The 21,482-nt window shown below is 43.8% G+C and carries 20 protein-coding genes; 13 read left to right on the forward strand and 7 right to left on the reverse strand.

What is annotated here, in order from left to right:
* Positions 1–567 precede the first annotated feature (567 nt).
* Genes Q0X64_RS07485 through Q0X64_RS07500 form a run of 4 tightly spaced genes read left to right on the forward strand, consistent with a single transcriptional unit; the run spans position 568 to position 7,041 of the window.
* Positions 568–1,830 carry a TolC family protein gene (locus Q0X64_RS07485; protein WP_297810757.1) on the forward strand — a complete coding sequence of 421 codons (1,263 nt, stop codon included), beginning with the start codon at positions 568–570 and terminating at the stop codon, positions 1,828–1,830.
* Positions 1,827–3,470, forward strand: a complete 1,644-nt coding sequence (locus Q0X64_RS07490; RefSeq protein WP_297810760.1) for an efflux RND transporter periplasmic adaptor subunit — start codon at positions 1,827–1,829, stop codon at positions 3,468–3,470. The genes Q0X64_RS07485 and Q0X64_RS07490 overlap by 4 nt, the downstream gene beginning before the upstream one ends.
* The gene (locus Q0X64_RS07495; RefSeq protein WP_297810763.1) at positions 3,467–6,628 is read left to right on the forward strand and encodes an efflux RND transporter permease subunit; all 3,162 of its coding nucleotides are present in this window, start codon (positions 3,467–3,469) and stop codon (positions 6,626–6,628) included. Before Q0X64_RS07490 ends, Q0X64_RS07495 begins: the two co-directional genes overlap by 4 nt.
* Positions 6,625–7,041 carry a copper-binding protein gene (locus Q0X64_RS07500; RefSeq protein WP_297810766.1) on the forward strand — a complete coding sequence of 139 codons (417 nt, stop codon included), beginning with the start codon at positions 6,625–6,627 and terminating at the stop codon, positions 7,039–7,041. The genes Q0X64_RS07495 and Q0X64_RS07500 overlap by 4 nt, the downstream gene beginning before the upstream one ends.
* A 169-nt stretch (positions 7,042–7,210) precedes the next feature.
* Here the strand turns inward: Q0X64_RS07500 and Q0X64_RS07505 are convergent, their stop codons facing one another.
* Positions 7,211–7,771 carry a cytochrome c gene (locus Q0X64_RS07505; protein WP_297810769.1) on the reverse strand — a complete coding sequence of 187 codons (561 nt, stop codon included), beginning with the start codon at positions 7,769–7,771 and terminating at the stop codon, positions 7,211–7,213.
* 15 nt (positions 7,772–7,786) lie between these two features.
* Positions 7,787–9,133 (reverse strand): APC family permease, encoded by a 1,347-nt coding sequence (locus tag Q0X64_RS07510; protein ID WP_297810773.1) that lies wholly within the window; start codon positions 9,131–9,133, stop codon positions 7,787–7,789.
* A gap of 702 nt (positions 9,134–9,835) precedes the next feature.
* Between Q0X64_RS07510 and Q0X64_RS07515 the strand changes: the two genes are divergently transcribed.
* The 4 genes from Q0X64_RS07515 to Q0X64_RS07530 are packed head-to-tail and all read left to right on the forward strand — an operon-like array spanning position 9,836 to position 12,534.
* Positions 9,836–11,077: a DNA polymerase IV gene (locus Q0X64_RS07515; protein ID WP_297810776.1), complete on the forward strand. Its 1,242-nt coding sequence runs from the start codon at positions 9,836–9,838 to the stop codon at positions 11,075–11,077.
* Complete coding sequence (locus tag Q0X64_RS07520) at positions 11,044–11,523, forward strand: hypothetical protein (RefSeq protein WP_297810779.1); 480 nt, start codon at positions 11,044–11,046, stop codon at positions 11,521–11,523. The genes Q0X64_RS07515 and Q0X64_RS07520 overlap by 34 nt, the downstream gene beginning before the upstream one ends.
* Before the next feature lie 12 nt (positions 11,524–11,535).
* Entirely contained in the window at positions 11,536–12,261 is a 726-nt protein-coding gene (locus Q0X64_RS07525) for an endonuclease (RefSeq protein WP_297810782.1), read from the forward strand.
* A 39-nt stretch (positions 12,262–12,300) separates the two neighbouring features.
* Positions 12,301–12,534: a hypothetical protein gene (locus Q0X64_RS07530; RefSeq protein ID WP_297810785.1), complete on the forward strand. Its 234-nt coding sequence runs from the start codon at positions 12,301–12,303 to the stop codon at positions 12,532–12,534.
* Here Q0X64_RS07530 and Q0X64_RS07535 read toward each other — a convergent pair.
* Positions 12,526–12,975, reverse strand: coding sequence for an NIF family HAD-type phosphatase (locus Q0X64_RS07535; protein WP_297810788.1), 450 nt, complete (start codon positions 12,973–12,975; stop codon positions 12,526–12,528). The genes Q0X64_RS07530 and Q0X64_RS07535 overlap by 9 nt on opposite strands.
* Positions 12,976–13,552: 577 nt before the next feature.
* Here Q0X64_RS07535 and Q0X64_RS07540 point away from each other — a divergent pair.
* The 5 genes from Q0X64_RS07540 to Q0X64_RS07560 all read left to right on the forward strand — a co-directional run bounded on the left by Q0X64_RS07540 (position 13,553) and on the right by Q0X64_RS07560 (position 15,244).
* A complete protein-coding gene (locus tag Q0X64_RS07540) occupies positions 13,553–13,990 on the forward strand; it encodes a hypothetical protein (RefSeq protein ID WP_297810791.1) in 438 nt (145 codons plus the stop codon).
* Positions 13,991–14,073: 83 nt separating this feature from the next.
* Positions 14,074–14,379 (forward strand): hypothetical protein, encoded by a 306-nt coding sequence (locus Q0X64_RS07545; protein WP_297810793.1) that lies wholly within the window; start codon positions 14,074–14,076, stop codon positions 14,377–14,379.
* Positions 14,380–14,498: 119 nt separating this feature from the next.
* Positions 14,499–14,786 carry a hypothetical protein gene (locus Q0X64_RS07550; RefSeq protein ID WP_297810795.1) on the forward strand — a complete coding sequence of 96 codons (288 nt, stop codon included), beginning with the start codon at positions 14,499–14,501 and terminating at the stop codon, positions 14,784–14,786.
* Between the two features lie 31 nt (positions 14,787–14,817).
* A complete protein-coding gene (locus tag Q0X64_RS07555; protein WP_297810798.1) occupies positions 14,818–14,988 on the forward strand; it encodes a hypothetical protein in 171 nt (56 codons plus the stop codon).
* A 7-nt stretch (positions 14,989–14,995) separates the two neighbouring features.
* The gene (locus Q0X64_RS07560; RefSeq protein ID WP_297810801.1) at positions 14,996–15,244 is read left to right on the forward strand and encodes a hypothetical protein; all 249 of its coding nucleotides are present in this window, start codon (positions 14,996–14,998) and stop codon (positions 15,242–15,244) included.
* A gap of 172 nt (positions 15,245–15,416) precedes the next feature.
* Here Q0X64_RS07560 and Q0X64_RS07565 read toward each other — a convergent pair whose 3' ends face one another.
* The 4 genes from Q0X64_RS07565 to Q0X64_RS07580 are packed head-to-tail and all read right to left on the reverse strand — an operon-like array spanning position 15,417 to position 21,425.
* A complete protein-coding gene (locus Q0X64_RS07565; RefSeq protein ID WP_297810804.1) occupies positions 15,417–17,678 on the reverse strand; it encodes a TniQ family protein in 2,262 nt (753 codons plus the stop codon).
* A gap of 2 nt (positions 17,679–17,680) precedes the next feature.
* Positions 17,681–18,748 carry a TniB family NTP-binding protein gene (locus Q0X64_RS07570; protein WP_297810807.1) on the reverse strand — a complete coding sequence of 356 codons (1,068 nt, stop codon included), beginning with the start codon at positions 18,746–18,748 and terminating at the stop codon, positions 17,681–17,683.
* Between the two features lie 3 nt (positions 18,749–18,751).
* Positions 18,752–20,776 (reverse strand): Mu transposase C-terminal domain-containing protein, encoded by a 2,025-nt coding sequence (locus tag Q0X64_RS07575; protein WP_297810810.1) that lies wholly within the window; start codon positions 20,774–20,776, stop codon positions 18,752–18,754.
* Positions 20,769–21,425, reverse strand: coding sequence for a TnsA endonuclease N-terminal domain-containing protein (locus Q0X64_RS07580; RefSeq protein WP_297810813.1), 657 nt, complete (start codon positions 21,423–21,425; stop codon positions 20,769–20,771). Before Q0X64_RS07580 ends, Q0X64_RS07575 begins: the two co-directional genes overlap by 8 nt.
* Positions 21,426–21,482: the final 57 nt, after the last annotated feature.

The following is a 21,482-nucleotide window of genomic DNA, read 5'->3' on the forward strand; positions in this document are numbered from 1 at the left end:
ATAAGATAGGTTTATGCGTATAGTGAAAATACTATTTCTTTGCTTTTCGTTGGCTTTTGCCAGTGTTGGCTATGCGTATAACTTTGATACAGACTGCCCAATGCAGCAGCAAGTCGAGACGTCAAATGTTGAACACACCAACATGGATGATTGTTGTAACGATGTCGATTTTGCTAGGGCAACGGGAGAAGTATGTAAATCCGGGCAGAGCTGTGGTTTCTCCGCTTCTCCTCTGGTTGTAATATCCTCATCACCATCTTGGAACACCGCTCCACTCTCCAAAAGCTCAGAACCTGCCTCAATTGAGCTAGTTCCTGATTCATCTCCTAGCGACCTCTGGCGTCCCCCGACGTTTAACTAATTCATTCTAATAGCGTTTCAAGCCCTGCTCATATTGGGCGTGAAGCATCTGCGTTGCTACTTATACAACGCCAATAATTGAATTGGATTTAGTTAATGTCAACAGTCCTATCTGTTGCTGATGTTGTCAGCAAGAATTCGCCTGTATTGCGGCGACTGTGGCCTTGTTGTTTTGCTTTGCTTCTCGCGTGCCTGACACCAGCAGTTATGGCAAAACAGCAAGAGGAGACCGTTCTTCTGAGCCTGCAAGATGCATTGCATATTGCAGAGGAACGTTCTTACTCACTACTTGCTAAAGATGCATCAGCTCAAGCATCCAGAGAGCTTGCTGTCGAAGCCTCACAACTCCCCGACCCGATGTTGCAGTTATCAGTTGATAACATGCCCCTCAATGGTTCAATGGCTTATAGCCTTAACCAAGACTTCATGACCATGCGGAGCATTGGTATATCCCAGACGTTTACCAGTGAGGCAAAGCGTCGCGCCCGCCAGCAGGTATTTGAGCGGAAAATCGACAAAGCACAGACGGCGAAATCACTCTCACTCACTGAAATACTCAAGAACACATCACAAGCTTGGCTTGCCAGTTACTACCTACAGGAGATAGGGGCGTTATTGGCTAGCCAGAAACATGAAGCAACTTTACAAGTTAAAGCGGCTGAAGCTGCTTATCGAGGTGGGCGCGGCACTCAATCGGATATTTTCCTAGCCAGAACTGCTGTCGCCGAAATCCAAGACCGCATTCACCAGATAAGCGCTGATTTAGATAATGCAAAAACAACCCTAGCAAGGTGGGTTGGCGATACAACGCAGGTGGTTTTGGACAAGGCGCCCGACATTAGCCAGTCTGCTTTTGACAGGCAGCACCTGCACCATCTGGTTAACGAGCATCCTGATATTGCCTTGATGATGGCTGAGGAAGACGTTGCCAAAGCTCAGGCTAAGGCGGCACGTCAGGAGAAACATGCTGACTGGACATGGTCAGTCATGTACAGCGACCGAGGTTCAAACTTCTCAGACATGATCTCTATCGGTGTCAGCGTCCCTCTTCAATGGAATCAGGATAACCGACAAGACCGTGTTGTTGCCGCGAATCTGGCCAAAGCTGAACAGATTCGCTTAGAGCGTGAAGAAATGACACGGGAACACATTGCCGAAACAGAACGATGGCTAACCACCTGGCAGAGTAATTTGCAAAGGCTTCGTGATTATGAAAATGAGTTGATACCTCTCGCCAACCAACGCACTCAAGCAGCAGTCAGTGAATACCGTGGCGGCAGTGGGGAATTGGCCGACGTGCTTGAAGCAAGAAGAATGGAAATCGCCACCCGTGTTGAAAACCTAAGGATTGAAATGGATACCGCTGCACTGTGGGCCGAACTTGAATATTTAACCTTACCCAGCACGGAGTTGAATCACGCTGATGTTGAATCAACACCGCCATCCAATATTTTGGAGCCAAAAGAATGAACAGAACATACATCATTTTATTTCTACTCATCATCGTGGTTGGGCTTGTTGCCGTAGTAGCAGGTTATAACTGGGGTATGAAAGAAGGCATGTCGATGTCCACGCCGGTGTCTGACAGCGGCAGTGTCAAATTGACCGAAGATCCCTCAACGTGGAGTATCGCTGAAGGTGAAGCCGCCACACGCCGGCATATGGAGGCAGGACTGAAGTCAGGTGATGTCGACCCGGTTACAGGTAGTGAAATCCTTTTTTACCAAGACCCCATGGTGCCTGGCAATAAATTCGAAACCCCGGGTAAATCACCTTACATGGATATGATGCTGGTGCCGGCATACAAGGGCCATGCTAGTGATGAAAGCGGTAATGACAATGGCGTTAGCATCAGCTCTCGGATACAGCAAAACATTGGTATGCGTACCGCAGAGGCTAAGAAAGAAAGCATAGCCACTCATGTCAATGCTGTAGGAACAATTGCCTGGAATGAACGTGGTGAAGTTGATATTCAGGCAAGAGCAATGGGGTATGTAGAAAAACTTTATGTGCGAGCAACATTAGATCAGGTCGAGAAAGGACAGCCATTATTAGCTATATACGTACCAGAGTGGGTAGCCATTCAGGAAGAGTTCTTGGCCCTCAAAAAGATGCGAGGCGAAGGTCTTGACGATCTGGTTGAAGCCGCATTTTCTCGGATGCGCCAGGCGGGAATGAGCGAAGCCCAGATTCGACAGGTTGAGCAAACAGAAAGATTACATACGCAGCTGACGATCACCTCACCCATTGATGGCGTGGTGACTGAATTAGTCTCACGAGAAGGCATGTCTGTCTCACCAGGTTTAACGCTGATGCGTATTAATACGCTTGATTCTGTTTGGGCTAATGCAGAGATACCAGAAAGCCAAGTTGAGTTGCTCAAACAAGGTGATCCCATTACGGCAACGAGCCCAGCTTTTCCGGGAAAATCTTTTGACGGTCATATCCAGAGATTACTGCCCGAAGTTGAACCTACCACAAGGACGATGAAAGCACGGATGGTACTGGCTAACCCTGATAACGACTTAGTACCCGGTATGTTTGTCAACATGGATCTGGCAGGCAAGCAGATTAACGATGCGTTAATGATTCCAACTGAGTCGCTCATCAGGACTGGTAAAAGAACACTGGTCATGGTGACAACTGAAAACGGTGGTTTTCGTCCAGTTGAGGTCACACCTGGTCGTGTAATGGGCGGTAAAACTGAAATCAAAGAGGGCCTTGATGAAGGACAACGCGTTGTAACTTCAGGCCAATTCCTGGTGGATTCAGAAGCCAGCTTAAGAGGTGTTGAAGCAAGGCTAAGCAATCCCACCGAAATGGAAGGACAAATGGATGAAATGCCTGCTATGGAGAGCAATACACATCATACACAGGCGAAAATTGAGGCAATCAATGGAGCAATGCTTACGTTAACCCACCCTGATATTCCGAGCTTGGAGTGGCCTGGGATGACAATGGACTTTGAACTTTCACCGGAGTTGCAGAGTAACGAGCTTTCTGTGGGGGAAGAAATAGGGGTTGAGTTTCGTTTAGAGAATGGTTCTGCCCCTTTGATTGTGGATATTTACCCCTCAACATCCGGGCATGAAATGGAAGGTGCGCAATGACAGCGAAATTGATTAGATGGTCCATTTCAAACCGCTTTTTAGTGATGCTGGCTACGCTCATGCTGATTGCCTGGGGCATCGTATCCGTATCACGCACTCCACTTGATGCATTACCCGATCTCTCAGACGTACAGGTAATTATCAAAACCTCTTGGCCGGGACAAGCGCCGCAGTTAGTTGAAGATCAGATCACCTATCCACTGACCACTACGATGTTGTCGGTACCTGGGGCCAAAGACGTTCGTGGTCTGTCTTTTTTCGGAGACAGCTATGTCTATGTTCTTTTTGATGAAGGCACAGATATGTACTGGGCTCGAAGTCGTGTGCTCGAATATCTGAATCAAGCGCAATCCAGACTGCCGGAAACGGCCATTTCGTCTATTGGTCCCGACGCGACTGGTGTAGGTTGGATTTATCAATACGCTCTGGTTGATAAATCCGGCACACAGGATATATCCCAGCTGCGTGCCTTACAGGATTGGTTTCTTAAGTTTGAGCTGAAAACCGTGGCTAATGTCGCTGAAGTGGCGACAGTGGGCGGTATGGTTAAGCAATATCAAGTGGTGGTCGATCCCGACAAATTAGCCGCATACCGTATTCCTCTATCAATGGTGATCGAGTCAATAAATGGCGGTAACCAGGAGTCTGGCGGAGCGGTGCTGGAGATGGGTGAAGCGGAGTATATGGTCCGCGCCAGTGGATATTTGCAGACCCTTGAGGACTTTCGTTCAATACCACTACGCACCACTGATCCGGGTGTGTCTGTGACACTCGGTGATGTTGCTGATATTCAAGTCGGGCCTGAGATACGTCGGGCTGTGAGTGAGTTAAATGGCGTTGGTGAAGCGGTCGGTGGCATTATTGTAATGCGTTCCGGTAAGAACGCCCTCACAACAATTAATGCCGTCAAAGAAAAACTAAAAATCTTGCAACGAAGCTTGCCAGAAGGGGTGGAAATCGTCCCCGTTTATGATCGCTCGGGCTTAATCAATCGAGCTGTTCAAAATCTCAGTGAGAAGCTGGTTGAAGAATTTATTGTTGTGGCATTGGTATGCCTGATATTCCTATTCCACATGCGATCTGCACTAGTGGCAATAATGTCTTTACCATTAGGTATTTTGATGGCTTTTATTGTCATGCATTGGCAGGGCATAAACGCTAACATCATGTCTCTCGGAGGAATAGCGATAGCTGTGGGCGCGATGGTTGATGCCGCCGTCGTTATGATTGAAAATGCCCATAAGCATATCGAGCGTTGGCATGAAAAAAATCCCGGTATCAAACTGGCTGGCGAGCATCATTGGAAGGTAATTGGCGAGTCAGCGGTTGAAGTCGGGCCCGCATTGTTCTTCTCACTGCTCATTATTACCCTGTCTTTCATTCCAATTTTTACCTTGGAAGCACAGGAAGGACGTCTTTTTTCTCCTCTTGCTTTTACCAAAACTTATGCGATGGCAGCTGCTGCAGGGCTTGCGGTGACATTGATACCGGTATTAATGGGCTACCTTATCCGAGGCAAGGTGCCCAGTGAACAGGCCAATCCGCTCAACCGTCTATTGATTGCTCTCTATCGCCCGATACTGGAAGCTGTGCTGCGATTTCCAAAAATGACCTTAGTTGTGGCGGGCAGTGTCTTGCTCAGTAGTTTATGGCCTCTACAGCATATTGGCAGCGAGTTTATGCCGCCATTGGATGAAGGTGATTTGCTTTATATGCCAAGTGCTTTACCCAGCTTGTCGGCGGGTAAAGTTGCTGAGTTACTGCAACAGACCAATCGTCTGATTAAAAGTGTACCTGAGGTGGATACGGTTTACGGAAAAGCGGGGCGTGCTGATACCGCGACTGATCCAGCACCGTTAGTCATGTTTGAGACAGCCATACAATTCAAGCCACGCGAAGAATGGCGTCCCGGAATGACCCGTGAAAAATTGATAGCAGAGTTAGATAAAACAGTAAAAGTACCGGGACTAACCAACATCTGGGTACCCCCAATTCGTAACCGCCTAGATATGCTGGCAACCGGTATTAAAAGTCCGGTGGGGATAAAGGTACTGGGTGAAGACTTGACCGTGATTGATAGTGTTGCCGGCCAAATTGAAAAAGTACTTAAGGATGTTTCGGGCGTCACCAGTGTTTTTGCTGAACGTCTTACGGGTGGACGTTATGTGGATATTGATATTAAACGAGATGCAGCTGCTCGTTATGGCTTAAATATTGATGATGTGCAATTGATAATTCGTTCTGCAATAGGTGGGATGAATATTGGTGAAACTGTAGAGGGGCTTGAGCGCTTTCCAATAAATGTTAGATACCCAAGAGAGATCAGAGATTCTCTGGACGCGGTACGAACGTTACCCATAGTGACCATACGTGGCCAGCAACTGCTTCTGTCGGATGTTGCAAACATTGGTATCAGTGATGGCCCCCCGATGGTTCGAAGTGAAAACGCGCGTTTAGCGGGGTTTGTCTATGTTGATATTCGAGATCGCGATCTGGGCTCAGCTGTGGCCGATATGCAGCAAGTCGTTGCCAATAATGTCGAGTTGCCTACCGGCTACTCAATCACCTGGTCTGGACAGTTTGAATACCTTGAGCGTGCCAGTGAAAAGCTGAAGCTGGTCGTTCCATTCACGCTATTGATCATATTTATCCTTCTCTATCTCACCTTTAACCGTTTTTCAGAAGCCTTGCTGTTAATGCTGACACTGCCATTTTCTCTGGTTGGTGGAATTTGGCTGCTCTACCTTCTGGGACATAACTTATCTGTGGCCAGTGTCGTTGGGTTTATCGCCCTTGCGGGCGTAGCAGCAGAGTTTGGTGTGATCATGCTGCTATACCTCAAGCAAGCGTGGCTAAAAAGAGTGGAGAAAGGTCATCAATCTGAGGAGGCACTGCATGAGGCGATTAGAGAAGGCGCTGTACTCAGAGTTCGTCCAAAAGCGATGACAGCGACGGTCATCTTGGCTGGGTTACTGCCAATCATGTTTGGAAGCGGGACGGGCAGTGAGGTTATGCAGAGAATCGCCGCCCCGATGGTTGGGGGTATGGTGACGGCACCAGTTTTATCAATGTTGGTGATACCCGTGATTTATTTGCTGATACGAAAACCGCATCAGATGAAAAAAGACCCCATTCACTCGCAAAGTAAAAGCGAATGATGAAGTACCTCTCCAGTTCAGCTAATACGCTTTGGAGCAGGTTTAATTTTACTCTAATAGAGAATTTAAAAATGAAAAAAATATTGTGTTGTTCTTTCTCAGTTCTATTGTCATTTTCGTCAGCACCACTTTTAGCTGGAGAAAAGGTGGATCATGAGAATATGCATCCTGCGGAGCAAGAATCAGTTCAACGTGCTATCCATTCGGCCACAGGCACAATCACAAAGGTTGATGAAGAAAACAGGAAGGTGACTATTGCGCATGAGCCTATAGCTAGTTTGAGTTGGCCGGCTATGACGATGGGGTTTTTAATCAAAAGTGAAGAGCTATTTGCCCAGCTTAAAGTGGGGGATGTAATTCGGTTCGAACTGGTCAAAGTTGAAAAAGGTTATGAAATTACTGCCATTAAATAAATGGTTGCCTTTATCTTGACTTAACCACCTTAGAGGTTGTTATTAACAGTAATAATATTTTACCCAATTCTGGTTTAGAGAATGGGAGTGCCAATTATAGTCTTCCTCTAATTTGAGAATAGAGAGAGGTATAAATTAAGTAGATCACAAAAACTAGATAGTGTCTGTTTTAATGATGATGATTTGATGAGCCTGAGGCTCTTTGAGTAATGATCTGATATTGTTCCACAGACAGCTCGGGTAAGCGCTCAATGAAAGCAACCATATCCCAGATACGTTCATCATCGTGACCCGGCGCCCAAGACGGCATGGCAGACCCTTTAATACCATGTTTAATGACCCAGAAATGGGCTTGTCTACGCTCTGCTTGGGAACGGTAGTCAACTAAAGAGTCAGTTAAGTTCGGCGGTGAGGGGTAGAGCCCAATGCTGAAGTCCGTTTTACTGAGGTTCGGACTTAAGTGGCATGAGACACACATTTCATTGTAGTCCGGGCCACCTCGTAATAGCCTTTCCGGACTATCAATATCTGAAGGGATTTCAACCGTGCTTGAGGCTGCCTTTATTGAATTGTCTCGCAGTGTTTCCAGCATCCAATAGGTCACTTTGTGGTGAGGGACATCTGCACCGATTTGATACCAGCCCGAGTAGATATAAAAAAGAAGAGCAGCGACTCCCAGTATCCCGAGGAACACCAGCCATTTCAGTGTGGTTGCAAGGCGTGTAAACATGGTTTCTCCTGGTGTTTAATGATGGTGATGTTCTTTTTCTTGGTTATCAGCACTGGTATCAGCAAACACTAGGAAGGTTTTTTCCATCACCCATATCACAGACATAATGCCGACCGCGATAAACAAGATCATAGGATCGGCCTGCCATTTGGCTAAAGAAAAGCCAACCAATAGCGTTAGATTAAGCAGGATCGCAATACCTGGAATGAGCACATTTGCATTAATGTCATTACGCAAATGCCTGATGACACCCCAGTGAATAGCCGTGTCCATAACCAAATACAGAATAATGCCCAAAGAAGCTATCCGGCTCAGGTCGAAAAGGGTAGTCAGGAGGAGCCCGAGTACAATGGTATAAACAAGAGTGTGTTTTTGAATGCTGCCAGGCATTCCAAAGTGACTATGCGGTACCAGCTTCATTTCTGTAAGCATCGCTAACATCCGTGATACTGCAAAAACACTGGCCATAAGACCGCCTGCTGTGGCAATAACGGCTAGCAGGACAGTGAACCAAATGCCAGCATTGCCAGCAGCTGGTTTTGCTGCTGCTGCGAGCGAATAGTCTTTCGCCTCAATGATTTCATTAATAGACAGGTTGCCTGCTACTGACCAACCGACTAATGCGTAGATCAGGATACACAGTGCAATAGAAATGATGATTGCGCGGCTAATGTTTTTTCGTGGCTCACTGACTTCAGAGCCACTGTTGGTAATCGTTGTGAACCCTTTGAAAGCTAGGACACCTAGAGCTGTTGCAGCAATGAAAGCGATCCAGTCATTGTTCGCTGGACTGGGGGTAACTTCAGCAGCCATGTTGTTGCCTGAAATTATCATTAAATAAATACCAACAAGCCCAAAAAGCAAAATACCCACTAATTTAATGACACCAAGGAAGAATGCTGTGCCTTGGATATATTTGTTGCTGGTGAGATTAATCAGAAACACAGCCAATAAGAGAGAGACAGCCAGAATAGTCGACCACATCGTATTAACGTCTATCTCAAAGAGTTGAAGCGTGTAACTACCGAAGGTTCGCGCCAAAAAGCTCTGTGCTATAACCATCGATACATACATAAGAAGTGCATGAAAAGCAGTGGTTAGGGAGTGCCCATACATCTTGTGAAGGTACATACCAATACCACCTGCTGATGGGTATTTATTCGATATTTTTATGTAGGAATAGGCACTGAAGCTAACGACGATGGCGGCAGCTAGGAAAGCAAATGGAAAAGCTGAACCGGCAAGCTCTGCCATTTGACCGGTTAGTGAAAAGATCCCTGCACCGATCATTACGCCGGTGCCCAAGGCGATCGTACCGGTTAAAGAAAGACTATTTTTTTCGTAATGGCTTGTTCTATCCATAATCTCCTCTCTGGTGCTTGTGAAATGTGGGTGTATGAGTGAATTTCAATCAAGAATATAGTTCACTAGTGTGAGTGACTTGTGGAATGGTTATCGTGATTAATTCCTTGATGTGTAGAGGTTGCCGACTCTTGTTGAGTGGTGTCGGCACATTTCTGGTTGAGAGCTATGAATAATGGATCTGTCTTTTCTAAGCCATCAATGGCTTCAATGTACTTTGCACAGACATCAGCCGATGAAGATTGTGTCTTCGGAGGTGTTTGGTTGTGAGCGTGGCTGCTCATAGGAGCGCACAGCAATAAACACATCAGAGTTTTGGTTATAGGCATTTCATTACCTGGGTTAGGACACTTATGAAGTCAAATTATACTACCAGGTGCACCTGTCAAAGAGCTGACATGAAAATTACAATTCTATCAGTTTGTATAGGCATAGTTGACAACGGCTAATGCGGTCTGAGCCTTTAATTTATGTTCATTTTGCAAAAATAAAACATATATTCGGATATGGCCCACGTATTACACATAAAAGATCAGCCCGCCATAACTTGTCTTGAATTGGTACTCCATTCTTCTACTTACATACTCACAGTCAGTGACTGAGTCAAACGAAGTACGTGACTTGATCTTGATGCCTATGTTCTCTATATTTTCTCAGTAGAGAAAGTATTTTTAGCCAACGTAGTGGAGCTACTTCTAATTCATGCCCGCACACCACAAAATCCAGCAATGGGCACGAATGATCGCCCTAGTGGATATGAACTGCTTTTTCGCACAGATAGAGCAGCAGGATTATCCATACTGGCGAAACAGGCCTGTGGGTGTGACCAATGGGAAGTTGGGTAGCACCATTATCACGGCTTCCTACGAAGCACGCAGTCATGGTGTTAAAACAGGAATGCGGCTGAAAGAGGCAAGACAACTTTGCCCAGACATCATCCAAGCTCCAAGCAGACCCGACCGTTATGCAGCTGTCTCATCATCGATCATGGCAGCTCTATACGATATTGCCCCGACCATTGAGGTGTACTCCGTTGATGAGGCTTTTCTCGATTTAACTGATTGCCAGTCGATTTATCAGGGAGCTGAACATGTTGGACGCCTGATTAAAGACATCATAAGTGAAGTATCAGGGCTTACATGTAGTGTAGGCCTCAGTGGTGATAAGACGACCGCTAAATTTGCAGCCAAACTGAATAAACCTGATGGCTTAACCATCATAGAGCCCTGGCATGCTGAAGCTCGCTTAGCTAATGAAGATGTCACCGAATTGAGTGGTATCAATAAAGGCATAGCCAGATTTCTTGCTCAATATGGGATCTACAAATGCGGTGACATGAAAAAGGTGCCTATGAGCCTTATTGCTAAACGGTTTGGCAACCCGGGAAGACGCATATGGCTTATGGCTCAGGGTAAAGATCCGGAACCTGTCATCACAGAAGTCAAAGACCCAAAATCGATAGGTCACGGTAAAGTGATGCCACCAGGTACCAGAGAGAAAGATGTCTTGTTGACCTATTTCCAGCACATGTCTGAGAAAGTTGGCGTGAGGCTGAGAAGGCATCAGTTTCAGTCAGATAGCTTTTTCATTGGTGTTAAGACAGAACAGGGGTGGCTATCAGCCAAGGCGAAGTTACAAAACAGTACTGATGATGGTGGCACAATATATAAACTCTGTATGGACTTTGTTGAGACGTACTATTTTGGTCAGGAATGTCGCCAAGTCCAGGTAACAGCGCTTTCCCCCGAGCATGGTAAGCAGCAGGACTTATTCATTGATAATGACGCCAAGCAGAAGCGTGACTCGTTAAACCAGGCACTGGATAACATCAACGAGCGTTACGGTGAGTTTACCGTAGCGCCTACGCGTGTCATTGGCAGAAGTGAAATGCCTAATGTTATCGCACCAGCTTGGAAACCAACCGGACATCGGAAGACTATTTGATGTGCGGTGGCGTGTACTTTAAACATGGTGATGATGTACTTCGGGTTTTTTATCCGAACCCGAAGGCAGTCCTGCCAGTGCTGATGGCAGATGGTAAAGTGCAATTGATTGCCTGGGGAAGAAGGCAGAAACAACCGGGCAAACTACCCATGACAGGATGGGCAAGGCTAGATTCTATCTATTCAGGGAGGTGGGACAAGTACTTCCCTAAACCCATAAAAATACCCGTGCTGAGTTTTATGGAAAAAGATTTGGAAGGTGTAAGTCACTGGTATGACCTGCAGAAAGGACAATATATTCAGGGGCTGATAGCGAGAGAAGGTAATGAAAAACGTATCTATGTTGTGACGATTGAGCCAGAGCTTGAAGATGCCCAGATACATAGCCGTTGGCCTCGTATAGTGCAAAAAGGCGAACGTTCTAGAATGAACCAATTTGAAATGTAGTTAGGAATGAAGGTGAAAGGACTTAAAGCAGTTTTCTTATTGGCGGCATTATTACTGCCATTCACAGTAGTAGCGGAGCCAACAGACTCATTCAGCAAAGCCAAAAAGCTGATGATGAATAAGGTGTATTTCGATCACAGAGAAACCCTGTACTGTGGAGGTAAATTTGATGTCAAGAAAAACATAACACCACCTACTGGCTTCCATACGGATAAATATCGAAAGCGAACTAACAGAGTGGAGTGGGAACACGTTGTTCCTGCTGAAAATTTTGGTAGAACATTTTCAGAGTGGCGAGATGGGCACTCTGATTGCGTTGACTCAAAAGGCAAAACGTTTAAAGGCCGAAACTGTGCCAGTAAGGTCAATAAAGAATATCGCTTCATGCAGAGTGACCTCTACAACCTTTACCCAGCTATTGGGGCAGTGAATGCCATGCGAAGCAATTATAACTTCAACATGCTTACAGAAGCTGAGATTGATTTTGGTTCATGTTCGATGAAGGTTGAAAACAGGAAAGTTGAACCACCTACTGAAAGCAGAGGGCAAATAGCCAGAACCTATTTGTACATGGAGCAGCGTTACTCCAGATACAAAATGAGCACAAGTCAGAAGCAATTGATGCAGTCTTGGAACAAAATGTACCCAGTATCGTCCTGGGAATGTATACGTGCCGAGAGAATCAGCAAGATTCAAGGTAATAGCAATACATTCGTCACAAACCAATGCATGCGGTGAAAATAAAATTGTACACTTAAGCTAATTAAGGAGTTTGAGGTGTTGGTTTTGAAGCCTGATCTTCAAGATGTAATTGGTCTTTATATGAGTGACCTGGCTATGTGTGACGAAAACGATAAAATTCGGGAGAAGCAGGCAAAGGATCATGCAGACTTCCAAGAGATGTATCGATATTATACATCTGAGTCGGTCAAACATGCTTCCGATAAAGTATTCTCAGCAACGCCAGAAGAGTTGGCTAAATCATATAAGCAAGACGATTACTCAGCCTGAAATAACCGTCTTTAACTTCTCAATAACTTGGTCAAGCTCTCTATCTTTCATATCAGGATCTGCATGTGTGTATGGTTCTAAATACTGTTTGACTTGAACCAGCCGGTGCCTTTGTGTCTGTTTGATATACGGTGGATAGTCATCCACGATTATGACCTTATCGATGTCTTCTCTGACGAAACGCAAGTCTTTGTGTTCACCCACCCAGTCAATATACCGGATTGTTGCAAACCAATCAGGTGCATAACCGTCCGCAACTAAACGGTCTGCAATCGTTCTGAAGCGCATTTCATTCACGGTCGTGAAGATACACATATTGCTCCTGTCGAAGAGTGTCTCGGATTGCTCCAAGAATGATTTTAAGCCCGGCCGGGGGAGCTGGCTTATGGCGTTTGTAATCAAGACGCCTTCGAGATCTAGAGCGAGAGTGATGTGTGTCATGTCGATGTAAATTGCTAAGTAGGGTGAAGATAATCATCGTTGAAGTCTTAGTTCTCTCTTTGTGTATTATGTACGTAATACACTTTAACCTATTGATAATTATGTGGTTTACTATAACAATTTGATTGTATAAAGCAAGTGCCTTTGTGTTTGAATGCTCCTAAACGTTACGAAAAGGAGCATGAGAAATGACATTATCACAAACAGCAAAGAACTACCTACGCTGCCTTCTCAACTTCGGAGCAGAGACATTAGCAATTGAGAAAAGGGGGCGAACATGGTTAAGCCAATTCCTCCAGGTTCAGTCACGATGAGTGACTGGAATATCGTGGTAATTGAATACGAAGGGCATGTGGTCGAAAGATTCATTGGCTATTGCTATGAAATAAAGCACTTCAGGTTTAGCTCAGATGTCGTTGAGTATGACCCTGTGTCAAACACTGGTAAGACACGATCCGGTTCGTCCTACATCTTTTTAGACAGACCAGGAAAGCTACACCCGGTTGCCAAGCGCTTTCTCGATGACTTCAATAAGCACCCTGGTATACGTCTTCGACTGAAGTACGAGAGCTAGGCCATGCGTCAAGAACTAGCAGAAAACATTTATCAGCAATGCCCGCTCATTTACAGAGGAAGGCACCAAGGCCCAGATAAAAATTTAATGTGCTTCGGATTTGAATGCGGTTCTGGCTGGTATGACCTGATACTGACTTTATCCGTTCAGATTGAACAGTTAACAGAAAAATTACGAGATGAAGGAGTAGAGCCTGACTACCTGCCCATGGTTACGCAAGTGAAAGAAAAGTATGGCGGCCTGCGTTTCTATTTAACTGTCAGCACAGACAAGATGGATGAGCTGATTGGTCAAGCCGAAGAGGACTCAATGCGTATTTGCGAGGAATGTGGTGCTGAAGGAAAGCTGATGGTGGCGTATGGACGGTTTCTAACGACTTGTTGTGAGATGCACCGAATTCCAGGCGTGCCCTACAACGAAGCCGATGACGAAGACGAATAACCTCATGAATACATCAAGAAACACAACGTCACGTTTATCAGATTTTCAACTGGGTAATTAGTTTATTTCAAATGGAGGAAACTATGATTTTTCCAGTACCACCAGCTCACGTAACCATTTCTGAATGGAACATTATCGTGATTATCCATAAAGGCAAAACGATAGAGAAATTTCTGGGTTATTGTCTTACTGACTATACATACAGAATCAGTAGCCAGATAGTTGAGTATGATGCCGAAAACAAACGAGGCCTGACCGAATCAGGCTCAGTTTATGAGTTCATCGATGCCCCCGGAAAGCTCCATCCCTCGGCTCAAGCGGTCTTCGACAAACTGAATGCGTGGGATGAAGTTGAGGTCTCACTCAAATTCGAAGTAGTCCAGTCATGAGAAATGATTTATCTGATCGACTCATGAAGCGCTGTCCCATCATCTATCGAGGCGCCTTACCTGGCCCTAACCGAATTGTCATGCACTTTGGCTTTGAGTGTAGCTCGGGATGGTTTGAGATGATTTTACTGCTCTCGGAAGCTATTGAGCGAATCGCGGTAGAGCTTAAAAGTGAAGGCGTTGAAGAGAGTAAGCTTCCCATGGTCTGTCAGGTCAAACAGAAGTTTGGCGGGCTTCGTTATTACATGGAAAACGGTAATAAAGAAATCTACGCGATGATCGAAGAAGCTCAAACAAAGTCATTTCACATCTGTGAAATTTGTGGCGCGTATGGCGAGCGTCTAATCATTGGTGGCTTCTACACAGCGCGTTGTAACGAGCACACACGTTCGGATTTGGGCGACTGATGTCGACAGCTCCCTCAGATGAGAACACAAGATGAAATTCCATCTGTATTCAGACATTCATATTGAGACACGCGGCTGTTTTTCTATACCTAAACTGGATTCGGATTTGATTATCCTGGCGGGCGACATTGATGTTGGATTGGAGGGGCTGAGCTGGGCTGAAGAGCTGACGCCGTTTCATAAACGGCTGATGAGTGTCTAAGGAATCGGTGGCTATTCAAACAATAGAGAAATTTCTTGGTTACAGCGTGTACGATGAACATTATCGAATCAGTAGCCAGGTACTCGAATATAATGAGAATACCAAAAGGGGTATAACTAGCTCTGGTTCAGTTTATGGATTCCTTGATGAGCCAGGTAAGCTGCATCCATTGGCCCAAAAAGTGTTTGATAAGCTAAATGCTTGGGAAAAAGCCGACGTTTCATTTAAGTTTGACGTGTCGACTGATGAAAGGTGATTTACCCGAAAGGATTATGAAAAGCTATGCAATCATTTAACGAAGGCATAAATATGTTTCTCATACAAAACAGATTTGCTTGATCATCGTACGTCGCTGTGGTTGGCAGGTTTGAAATGATTCTAATCTGTGACTAGAGACTGTAATCAACACTGTCGCTGACACTTACTGATTACCACCAATTTTCATGTGACAGCGTTTCGATGTCTTGTCTTTTGTAAAAGTAGTTTTTGAAATCATCTATCCCAGGGCCAGATATTGGTCTTAGTTTACTTTGTTTTCTTAGGTTATTTATTACGTACTTTTCTACACCTAAGAGCTCAGCTGCATCAGCGCCTGAGAGTGCCTTCTCCTTAAATTTCTTGATCTTAACTAACTGTTTAAAATCCACATACTCATTGCCCAGGCCATCTTTAATGACTTTGAGCCGACGAGACTTTATCCAGTTGTAATAAAAGCGTGTCGTACTCTCATTCAAACTATTGCTCGCTTTATTGAAAGACATTAGGTACGGATTGTTTAGATAACGGATTCTGTATGTTCGGAGTTGTGAAAGCCTTATGTATTTTTTGCTTACTGGCAACTCTGGATTTCTTTCTAGTTTGATGTAATTTTTTTTGATCAATATGGCGAGCTTCTGTGATGAGATATTCAGAAATTTTGCTGCTTCTGTTGATGTGAGTAGTGATAAATCTTCAATAAGCGTTTGGTAATATGCTCTATGAGTTCGTTTGGGTTTTCGGCCTGTATTCGTATCATATTTTTTTTTGTTAACGACAGATAACATGTCTAGCCGGCGAATATCACTACGCTTGAAGATATAGACTTTATTACCGTCACAAAGTGGCCCTGACACGGGGCTGATACCTTCATCGATTATTTTTTCTGAAAGGTTGGTTGGATTCGTTTCACAATCTTTGGCTAATTCAGAGATGAGTACATAATTCTCATGAAATTCCACGACGTCTTTAATGTGGATAAATTTCCTGTTGCTGAGATTTATGCATGGGATAAGTTTGTCAAGAGTTGAATATATGACTGCAGGATAAGTTTTCAGCTTTTTAGCAGCTTGATCTACTGAGATATAAGCTTGGTCATGTTTTCTTTTGCATGTACGGTTGATGAATGCCTTTAAAGACTTTTTACTGAGCTCTATGTCCAAAAGTCCATGTGCAGAAGCTTTTATTACGAACTGAACTTTGCCATCAAGCATGGAAGAAATAAGCATTCCAAATGGGCGCTTATTGGCGACGCTACAGGTTTTTAGGTGTTCTCCAATAGTGATGGGGTCTTCAACGTCCGAAATACTATTGGCACTTAAGTTGTCCAGTATTTGGGAAACATGTTTAAGTGAATAATGGTAGTCACCACTACTGTCGATAGGGGGGCCTGAAACAGGAAGTAATACTCCTTGGAGTTCCATGCTATGCAGCAATGTTTTTGAGATCTTCAAACACGCACATAGGTCACTTTTTACAATTGTGCTTGTTTGTCTGTATAAATAATCTGATTGTAAGTAAAAAATCTTTTGGTCAATGGTTTTGTTGCTGTATATATTTTTGAGGCCTACAGCTCTTGCCAAGCTATTTTTATTAGAGACTGGGATAAAGTACGGACTTAGGTACGGCCCAGTATCTAAATTGCAAACAGTAAACATTAATGTTTTATGCAAAGCATAATTCGGTTGCCATTGCAGTTCATATCTGTAGTGCTTTCTTTTTGAGTCAGCGAGCTTATAGCTCTTATCGTTAATGAGATTTATGAGGTCAATTAAGTCATCAAAACGACGTGTAGACGTCTCGTCAGAAATTATTAGTCTTTTGTCGTCTGAAGTGTAATTAAGAAGGTATTGGATCTCTTTGGACAACCAATTTTGGTTGTGATCAACTTTAATGGGATTAATCCGGGTCAGGTCAAAGCCACATTGACAATATCTTACCCCTTTTCGGTTCCAGGTAAGCTGAGAGTTACATTCAATGCAGTAGTCAACCAATAGTACATCATGTTCAGGACAGCAAGTCAGAGGCGCAAAGTCCCAAATTGACCTGTGATAAGAACTCTCTCTCAAACATTCGACACATACCTTAGGGTAGGCAAACCGAAGAAAATTTGATGGGACATCATAGTAGAAGAATTCATGGATGTCTGGTTGATGATCAGCAGAGGCTAGAACGATCGGATAACGAAGGCTTTCCAACGTATCAACTGATTCTTGTGTGAGTTCTGAAAACCCTAACAAATCAATATCTCCAGAAGACAATAGCTTTACATAATCGTTGACATTGGCCTTTTCCGGTTCATTTTCTAACCCAGCTTTAACGATATTAAAAGGAGTAGAATAGTAATTTATTTCAGCTAGTCTCAGTAGATACCCCATAAAACTCTCAGACTCATAGGGAGCGGGGCGAGCTAGCAGCCTTGGATAAGTACTCACAGTCAAAAAATGTCTTTTAAAAGCTGCGTACTTTTACGACGTACTTTTTGAGGACCCTGTGTATCAGAGCTGGTAACGATACCTTTGTACGCATCCTGAATACAGCGCCATGACATTACTTTGTTAATTGGGGTTCTAAATGGATTCCCCTCTGCAGTTTGATTTTTACCAGGTGCATTTTCAAAAGCTTCAGCAAGGTACTCAAGACTGATACAGGAAGCCTGCTCTTCAATAGCCTCTTCACCTGCTGCATGAATGATCCGCATAATGTCGTCAATGAAGCCATTCGAAGCGGCATATAATCGAATCGCAAGTTCCTTATCGGCCAACTTACTCAGGGTTTCAAAAGGCATTAATTTATCGACTTCAGCCAAGAATTTTCTAAAGGTTTTGAAATTATCATCGTCACTAATCATGAAAGGACGCATTTCAACAGAAGCATGAAATCTTCGTGAAACTTCTGGATCAACATCGAATACTATGCTGGCACGGCCCGTTCCTACCATGATGATCGGAATTCCGGTTTCAATAATCATGACTTTTATTGTCTTAGCCAGTTCTAATAACACTTTATTTGATGAGTCAGTTTTGTTTGAAATGAGATGTTGGAATTCATCCAAGATTATTAACTCGACGCCTGAATCTTGAAGGTATTTATAGAATCGAAGTTTTGTTGTGTCAGAGTCTTGGTCGTTGACTAAATTTACAGGTACATCCTGAGGTTTGCAGTTGCTGATTTGTGCAAGTAATGCCGTAAGGAGACTTCTGATAAATTTCCTCGGAGTTGAATCAGACGGAATAACTGCGTTAAAGATAGTGAGCTGTGAAGATTTAGCCTTAATGGATGGTGGATGTTGCTCCATGTACTTCTTGATAACTGTGGACTTACCTGAACCTGTGGGACCAATAATGCTCATAGATTTTGGCTCCGGGGAAATGTCCTTGCTTCTATGAGCACGCTGCATCTTTTTAAGGATTTCTTGAGATTGAGGGTGAGCGATATATATATTATTGAGTAGGATTAGTCGCTCACGCTCGCTGAGTAAGTGTTTATTTCGTTGTTCTGCCATTATTTAATCTTTTTTTAGAGAATAGTCAGCTTGCCAGTCAGCACTGTCCTCGTAGAGTTCATCCAGATCGTCATCTGATATACCGGGCAATGCTGAGCTTTGATGTGAAATGCTTTCTTCTAATATCTGACGTGCTGTGTTTTTACCGAAGTCAGATAACCCAGCATAGGTATTTTGTGAGTCATGTACCGAGGTGAGTTGGCGTTGAGTTTGCTGGCCCACATTGCGATAACGAGCTTTTTTTGAAGCCCTTCTGATGCTTTTAGTTACTTGCCTCTCATTCTCAATAATTTCCTGAATTCTCTTTTCCGCATGCATCAGTGCATCAATGTCTGTTGAATCAAAATTTTGCGCAGCATATTTTTTTATCATCTGATGTTGGAACAAGGTTTTGTTACTTGCATATTGAAGGTCGAGGCAAGGAGCAACAATATAGACCTCTTTGAATGGGTCAAAGACAAAGATTTGTCCAATATCACTAGGGTCGTATTTAATTTTAACTTTATTACCGTCTTTCAACTTTCTTCTCAATAAGCTTAACTCCCTTGAGTTATATCTGAGCGATTCGAAGTCAACTCCATAGTGCTGCAGACTACGTTCCTCCGTTTTACCCAACGTAATTCGAAGCATATCAAGGCTTTTAGGCATGCGGGGTGGGTACCACTCTATCTCTGAACTCCACAGAGTATTGGGAGGAACATTAGTGCTGCTATTTTTGCTGTTATTGTATATATCTACAATCCACTGATGAACAATTTCTACTAATGCACTAAAGCTGATGATGGCATCTTTCTGAGGGTCGTACTCATGCTTTTCAAAAATATTGTTAAAAGTTTTACCCGGTATGTCATTCAGTAATCCATCAGCAATCGTTCTGAAATGTCTTTCAACGAGGCCTTTATACCAAGGGTGCCTTGGAGGAGAGCGCGGTTTTTGTATCCCCAAACTCCCGCAAATCTCATTAAAATCGTTACTTAAAAACTCTTTGCCATTATCGACTAAGATGACTTCAGGTATACCGTAAGCAAGCCAATCTAGCTGAATATTTGGATATATAATCTTGAGTTCTTCTTTTGGCAAAATGGCATGTCTTAAACATTCAATCACACTAAGAATACTGGGTGGGGAGAAGCTCAGATAAAAGCCCAAGACCATCTTGGAATATTTATCAATTAGTGTTGTTAGTGTCGGGCGTCCAAGTGGGAGCCTTGTTTCATCATCAACAACACAAAATGGAATCGGGGTGTGATCGATCTCTGTAATCTCCAATGGTCTTGTGGGTCTGGAGCCTGCACCGTAATACCTGAAAATTCTTTCTGCAGTCCTTCTATTGAACCTTCTCTCGTAAACAAGAAATTGGTCTAAAGCTTCAATACGCTTACGGAAAGAATCGTAGCAAGGATAATGCGTTATTTCAGACTCCCAAGCTAAAGTAGCAAGGCGCTTATATGATTTTTTAATTGTTGGTCTTTCGCGGGTTAAGTAATGATCGATTGCCTTTTGAATAAGGGCTTCGACCTCAATACCGAAACGCGGCGTTCTGTTTCCCTTTTTAAAATGTTCATCAACCAGGGAATTAATATTCTCATCAGAGTTTATGTAGCTTTTGATCCAACGTGTGATGGTGGTCCAGCTTTTTGGTGGTTTTGAGTCCTGAATTTCTTCTGCTACACGGTTAATCAGGTCAAGCTTTTGTTTCTGGGTTAGTCGGACATCATAGAAGTGTTTTGCTTCATTGACATAAGCTAATTTCCTCAGTGCATTCTCTTTTAAATGTTTGGGGTGGGCTTGAAAGTCCACTAAGGGTGATGTTTCCGTGATTGATGTTAAGTCAATTTCATCATCATCAAGAAAGGTCAATTGCCCATTGTTAAGCTTTGAGTGCAGCTCACTTTCCCTAAAGTATGAGTTGATGGCTGTTTTGAGATCTGTAAGCTGATATGTTTTGTTTTTTTGGGTTGAGGTGATCTCATAAACCCGTTTTCCCATGAGTACCTTTGCACCCACTTCAAATTTATAATTAGCCATTAATCTGCACCTGACTGAGTCTGAGAAGTGTATCCGGGCCCAGTGGGTGAGTTGCCAGCTCAAACTCAAAGTATTTTTTCGCTATAGCGGCGTAACAGTCTACGAGTTGAAGTCCGTGTGACTCTGCAAGATATTTAAGATCAGAGAGAGTGAGAATACCGTTGTGAATTCGGTTAACATCATTCAGAAGTGAATTAGTCTCTACTGGCGGAAGTTCCTGCCAGATATATCGATATAGCAATTTGAGATTACCGAATAAAGGCTGAACGCGAAGATCAACATCTGTTACGACAGCATAGTCGAAACCGTCTCGTTCCATCGCTGCTGTAATGGCAGCAGTTTTTTCAATAAATTCGGGTTTTTGTGTGGTGGAATACGTTTTCACTTCCACATATTTCAGTTTGGGCGTTGACCTGCGGACAACCTCGAAATCAGGGAAATGATTATGATATTTATTCTTGAGGGAGTAACGGTATTTAATGGGTTGAGGATGGTACTCAATTACATCATCATCGAATTCAAGGTAAAAAAGGAAATCACGCTCTACCTGTGAGTCCCATTCAACCATGCACCCCATTTTGTAACTGGGAAAATTTCCAATGACACGATCTCTACCGCCATTGTTGATTTTCCTTGCAGGTTTTCTCACCCAAATACTCCTTTAGTGTGGCTCTTTGCTATGCCAAATACTTGAGTGAATATAGGT

This window comes from uncultured Methylophaga sp., assembly GCF_947259025.1.
Lineage (GTDB): Bacteria > Pseudomonadota > Gammaproteobacteria > Nitrosococcales > Methylophagaceae > Methylophaga.

What these genes read in the sequence shown, in the direction of transcription:
- Q0X64_RS07535 (WP_297810788.1), bottom strand. Translation starts at nt 12,975, where the DNA reads ATGACACACATCACTCTCGCTCTAGATCTCGAAGGCGTCTTGATTACA.
- Q0X64_RS07485 (WP_297810757.1), top strand. Translation starts at nt 568, where the DNA reads ATGGCAAAACAGCAAGAGGAGACCGTTCTTCTGAGCCTGCAAGATGCA.
- Q0X64_RS07505 (WP_297810769.1), bottom strand. Translation starts at nt 7,771, where the DNA reads ATGTTTACACGCCTTGCAACCACACTGAAATGGCTGGTGTTCCTCGGG.
- Q0X64_RS07515 (WP_297810776.1), top strand. Translation starts at nt 9,836, where the DNA reads ATGCCCGCACACCACAAAATCCAGCAATGGGCACGAATGATCGCCCTA.
- Q0X64_RS07495 (WP_297810763.1), top strand. Translation starts at nt 3,467, where the DNA reads ATGACAGCGAAATTGATTAGATGGTCCATTTCAAACCGCTTTTTAGTG.
- Q0X64_RS07570 (WP_297810807.1), bottom strand. Translation starts at nt 18,748, where the DNA reads ATGGCAGAACAACGAAATAAACACTTACTCAGCGAGCGTGAGCGACTA.
- Q0X64_RS07545 (WP_297810793.1), top strand. Translation starts at nt 14,074, where the DNA reads ATGATTTTTCCAGTACCACCAGCTCACGTAACCATTTCTGAATGGAAC.
- Q0X64_RS07500 (WP_297810766.1), top strand. Translation starts at nt 6,625, where the DNA reads ATGATGAAGTACCTCTCCAGTTCAGCTAATACGCTTTGGAGCAGGTTT.
- Q0X64_RS07510 (WP_297810773.1), bottom strand. Translation starts at nt 9,133, where the DNA reads ATGGATAGAACAAGCCATTACGAAAAAAATAGTCTTTCTTTAACCGGT.
- Q0X64_RS07490 (WP_297810760.1), top strand. Translation starts at nt 1,827, where the DNA reads ATGAACAGAACATACATCATTTTATTTCTACTCATCATCGTGGTTGGG.
- Q0X64_RS07575 (WP_297810810.1), bottom strand. Translation starts at nt 20,776, where the DNA reads ATGGCTAATTATAAATTTGAAGTGGGTGCAAAGGTACTCATGGGAAAA.
- Q0X64_RS07555 (WP_297810798.1), top strand. Translation starts at nt 14,818, where the DNA reads ATGAAATTCCATCTGTATTCAGACATTCATATTGAGACACGCGGCTGT.
- Q0X64_RS07540 (WP_297810791.1), top strand. Translation starts at nt 13,553, where the DNA reads ATGCGTCAAGAACTAGCAGAAAACATTTATCAGCAATGCCCGCTCATT.
- Q0X64_RS07550 (WP_297810795.1), top strand. Translation starts at nt 14,499, where the DNA reads ATGATTTTACTGCTCTCGGAAGCTATTGAGCGAATCGCGGTAGAGCTT.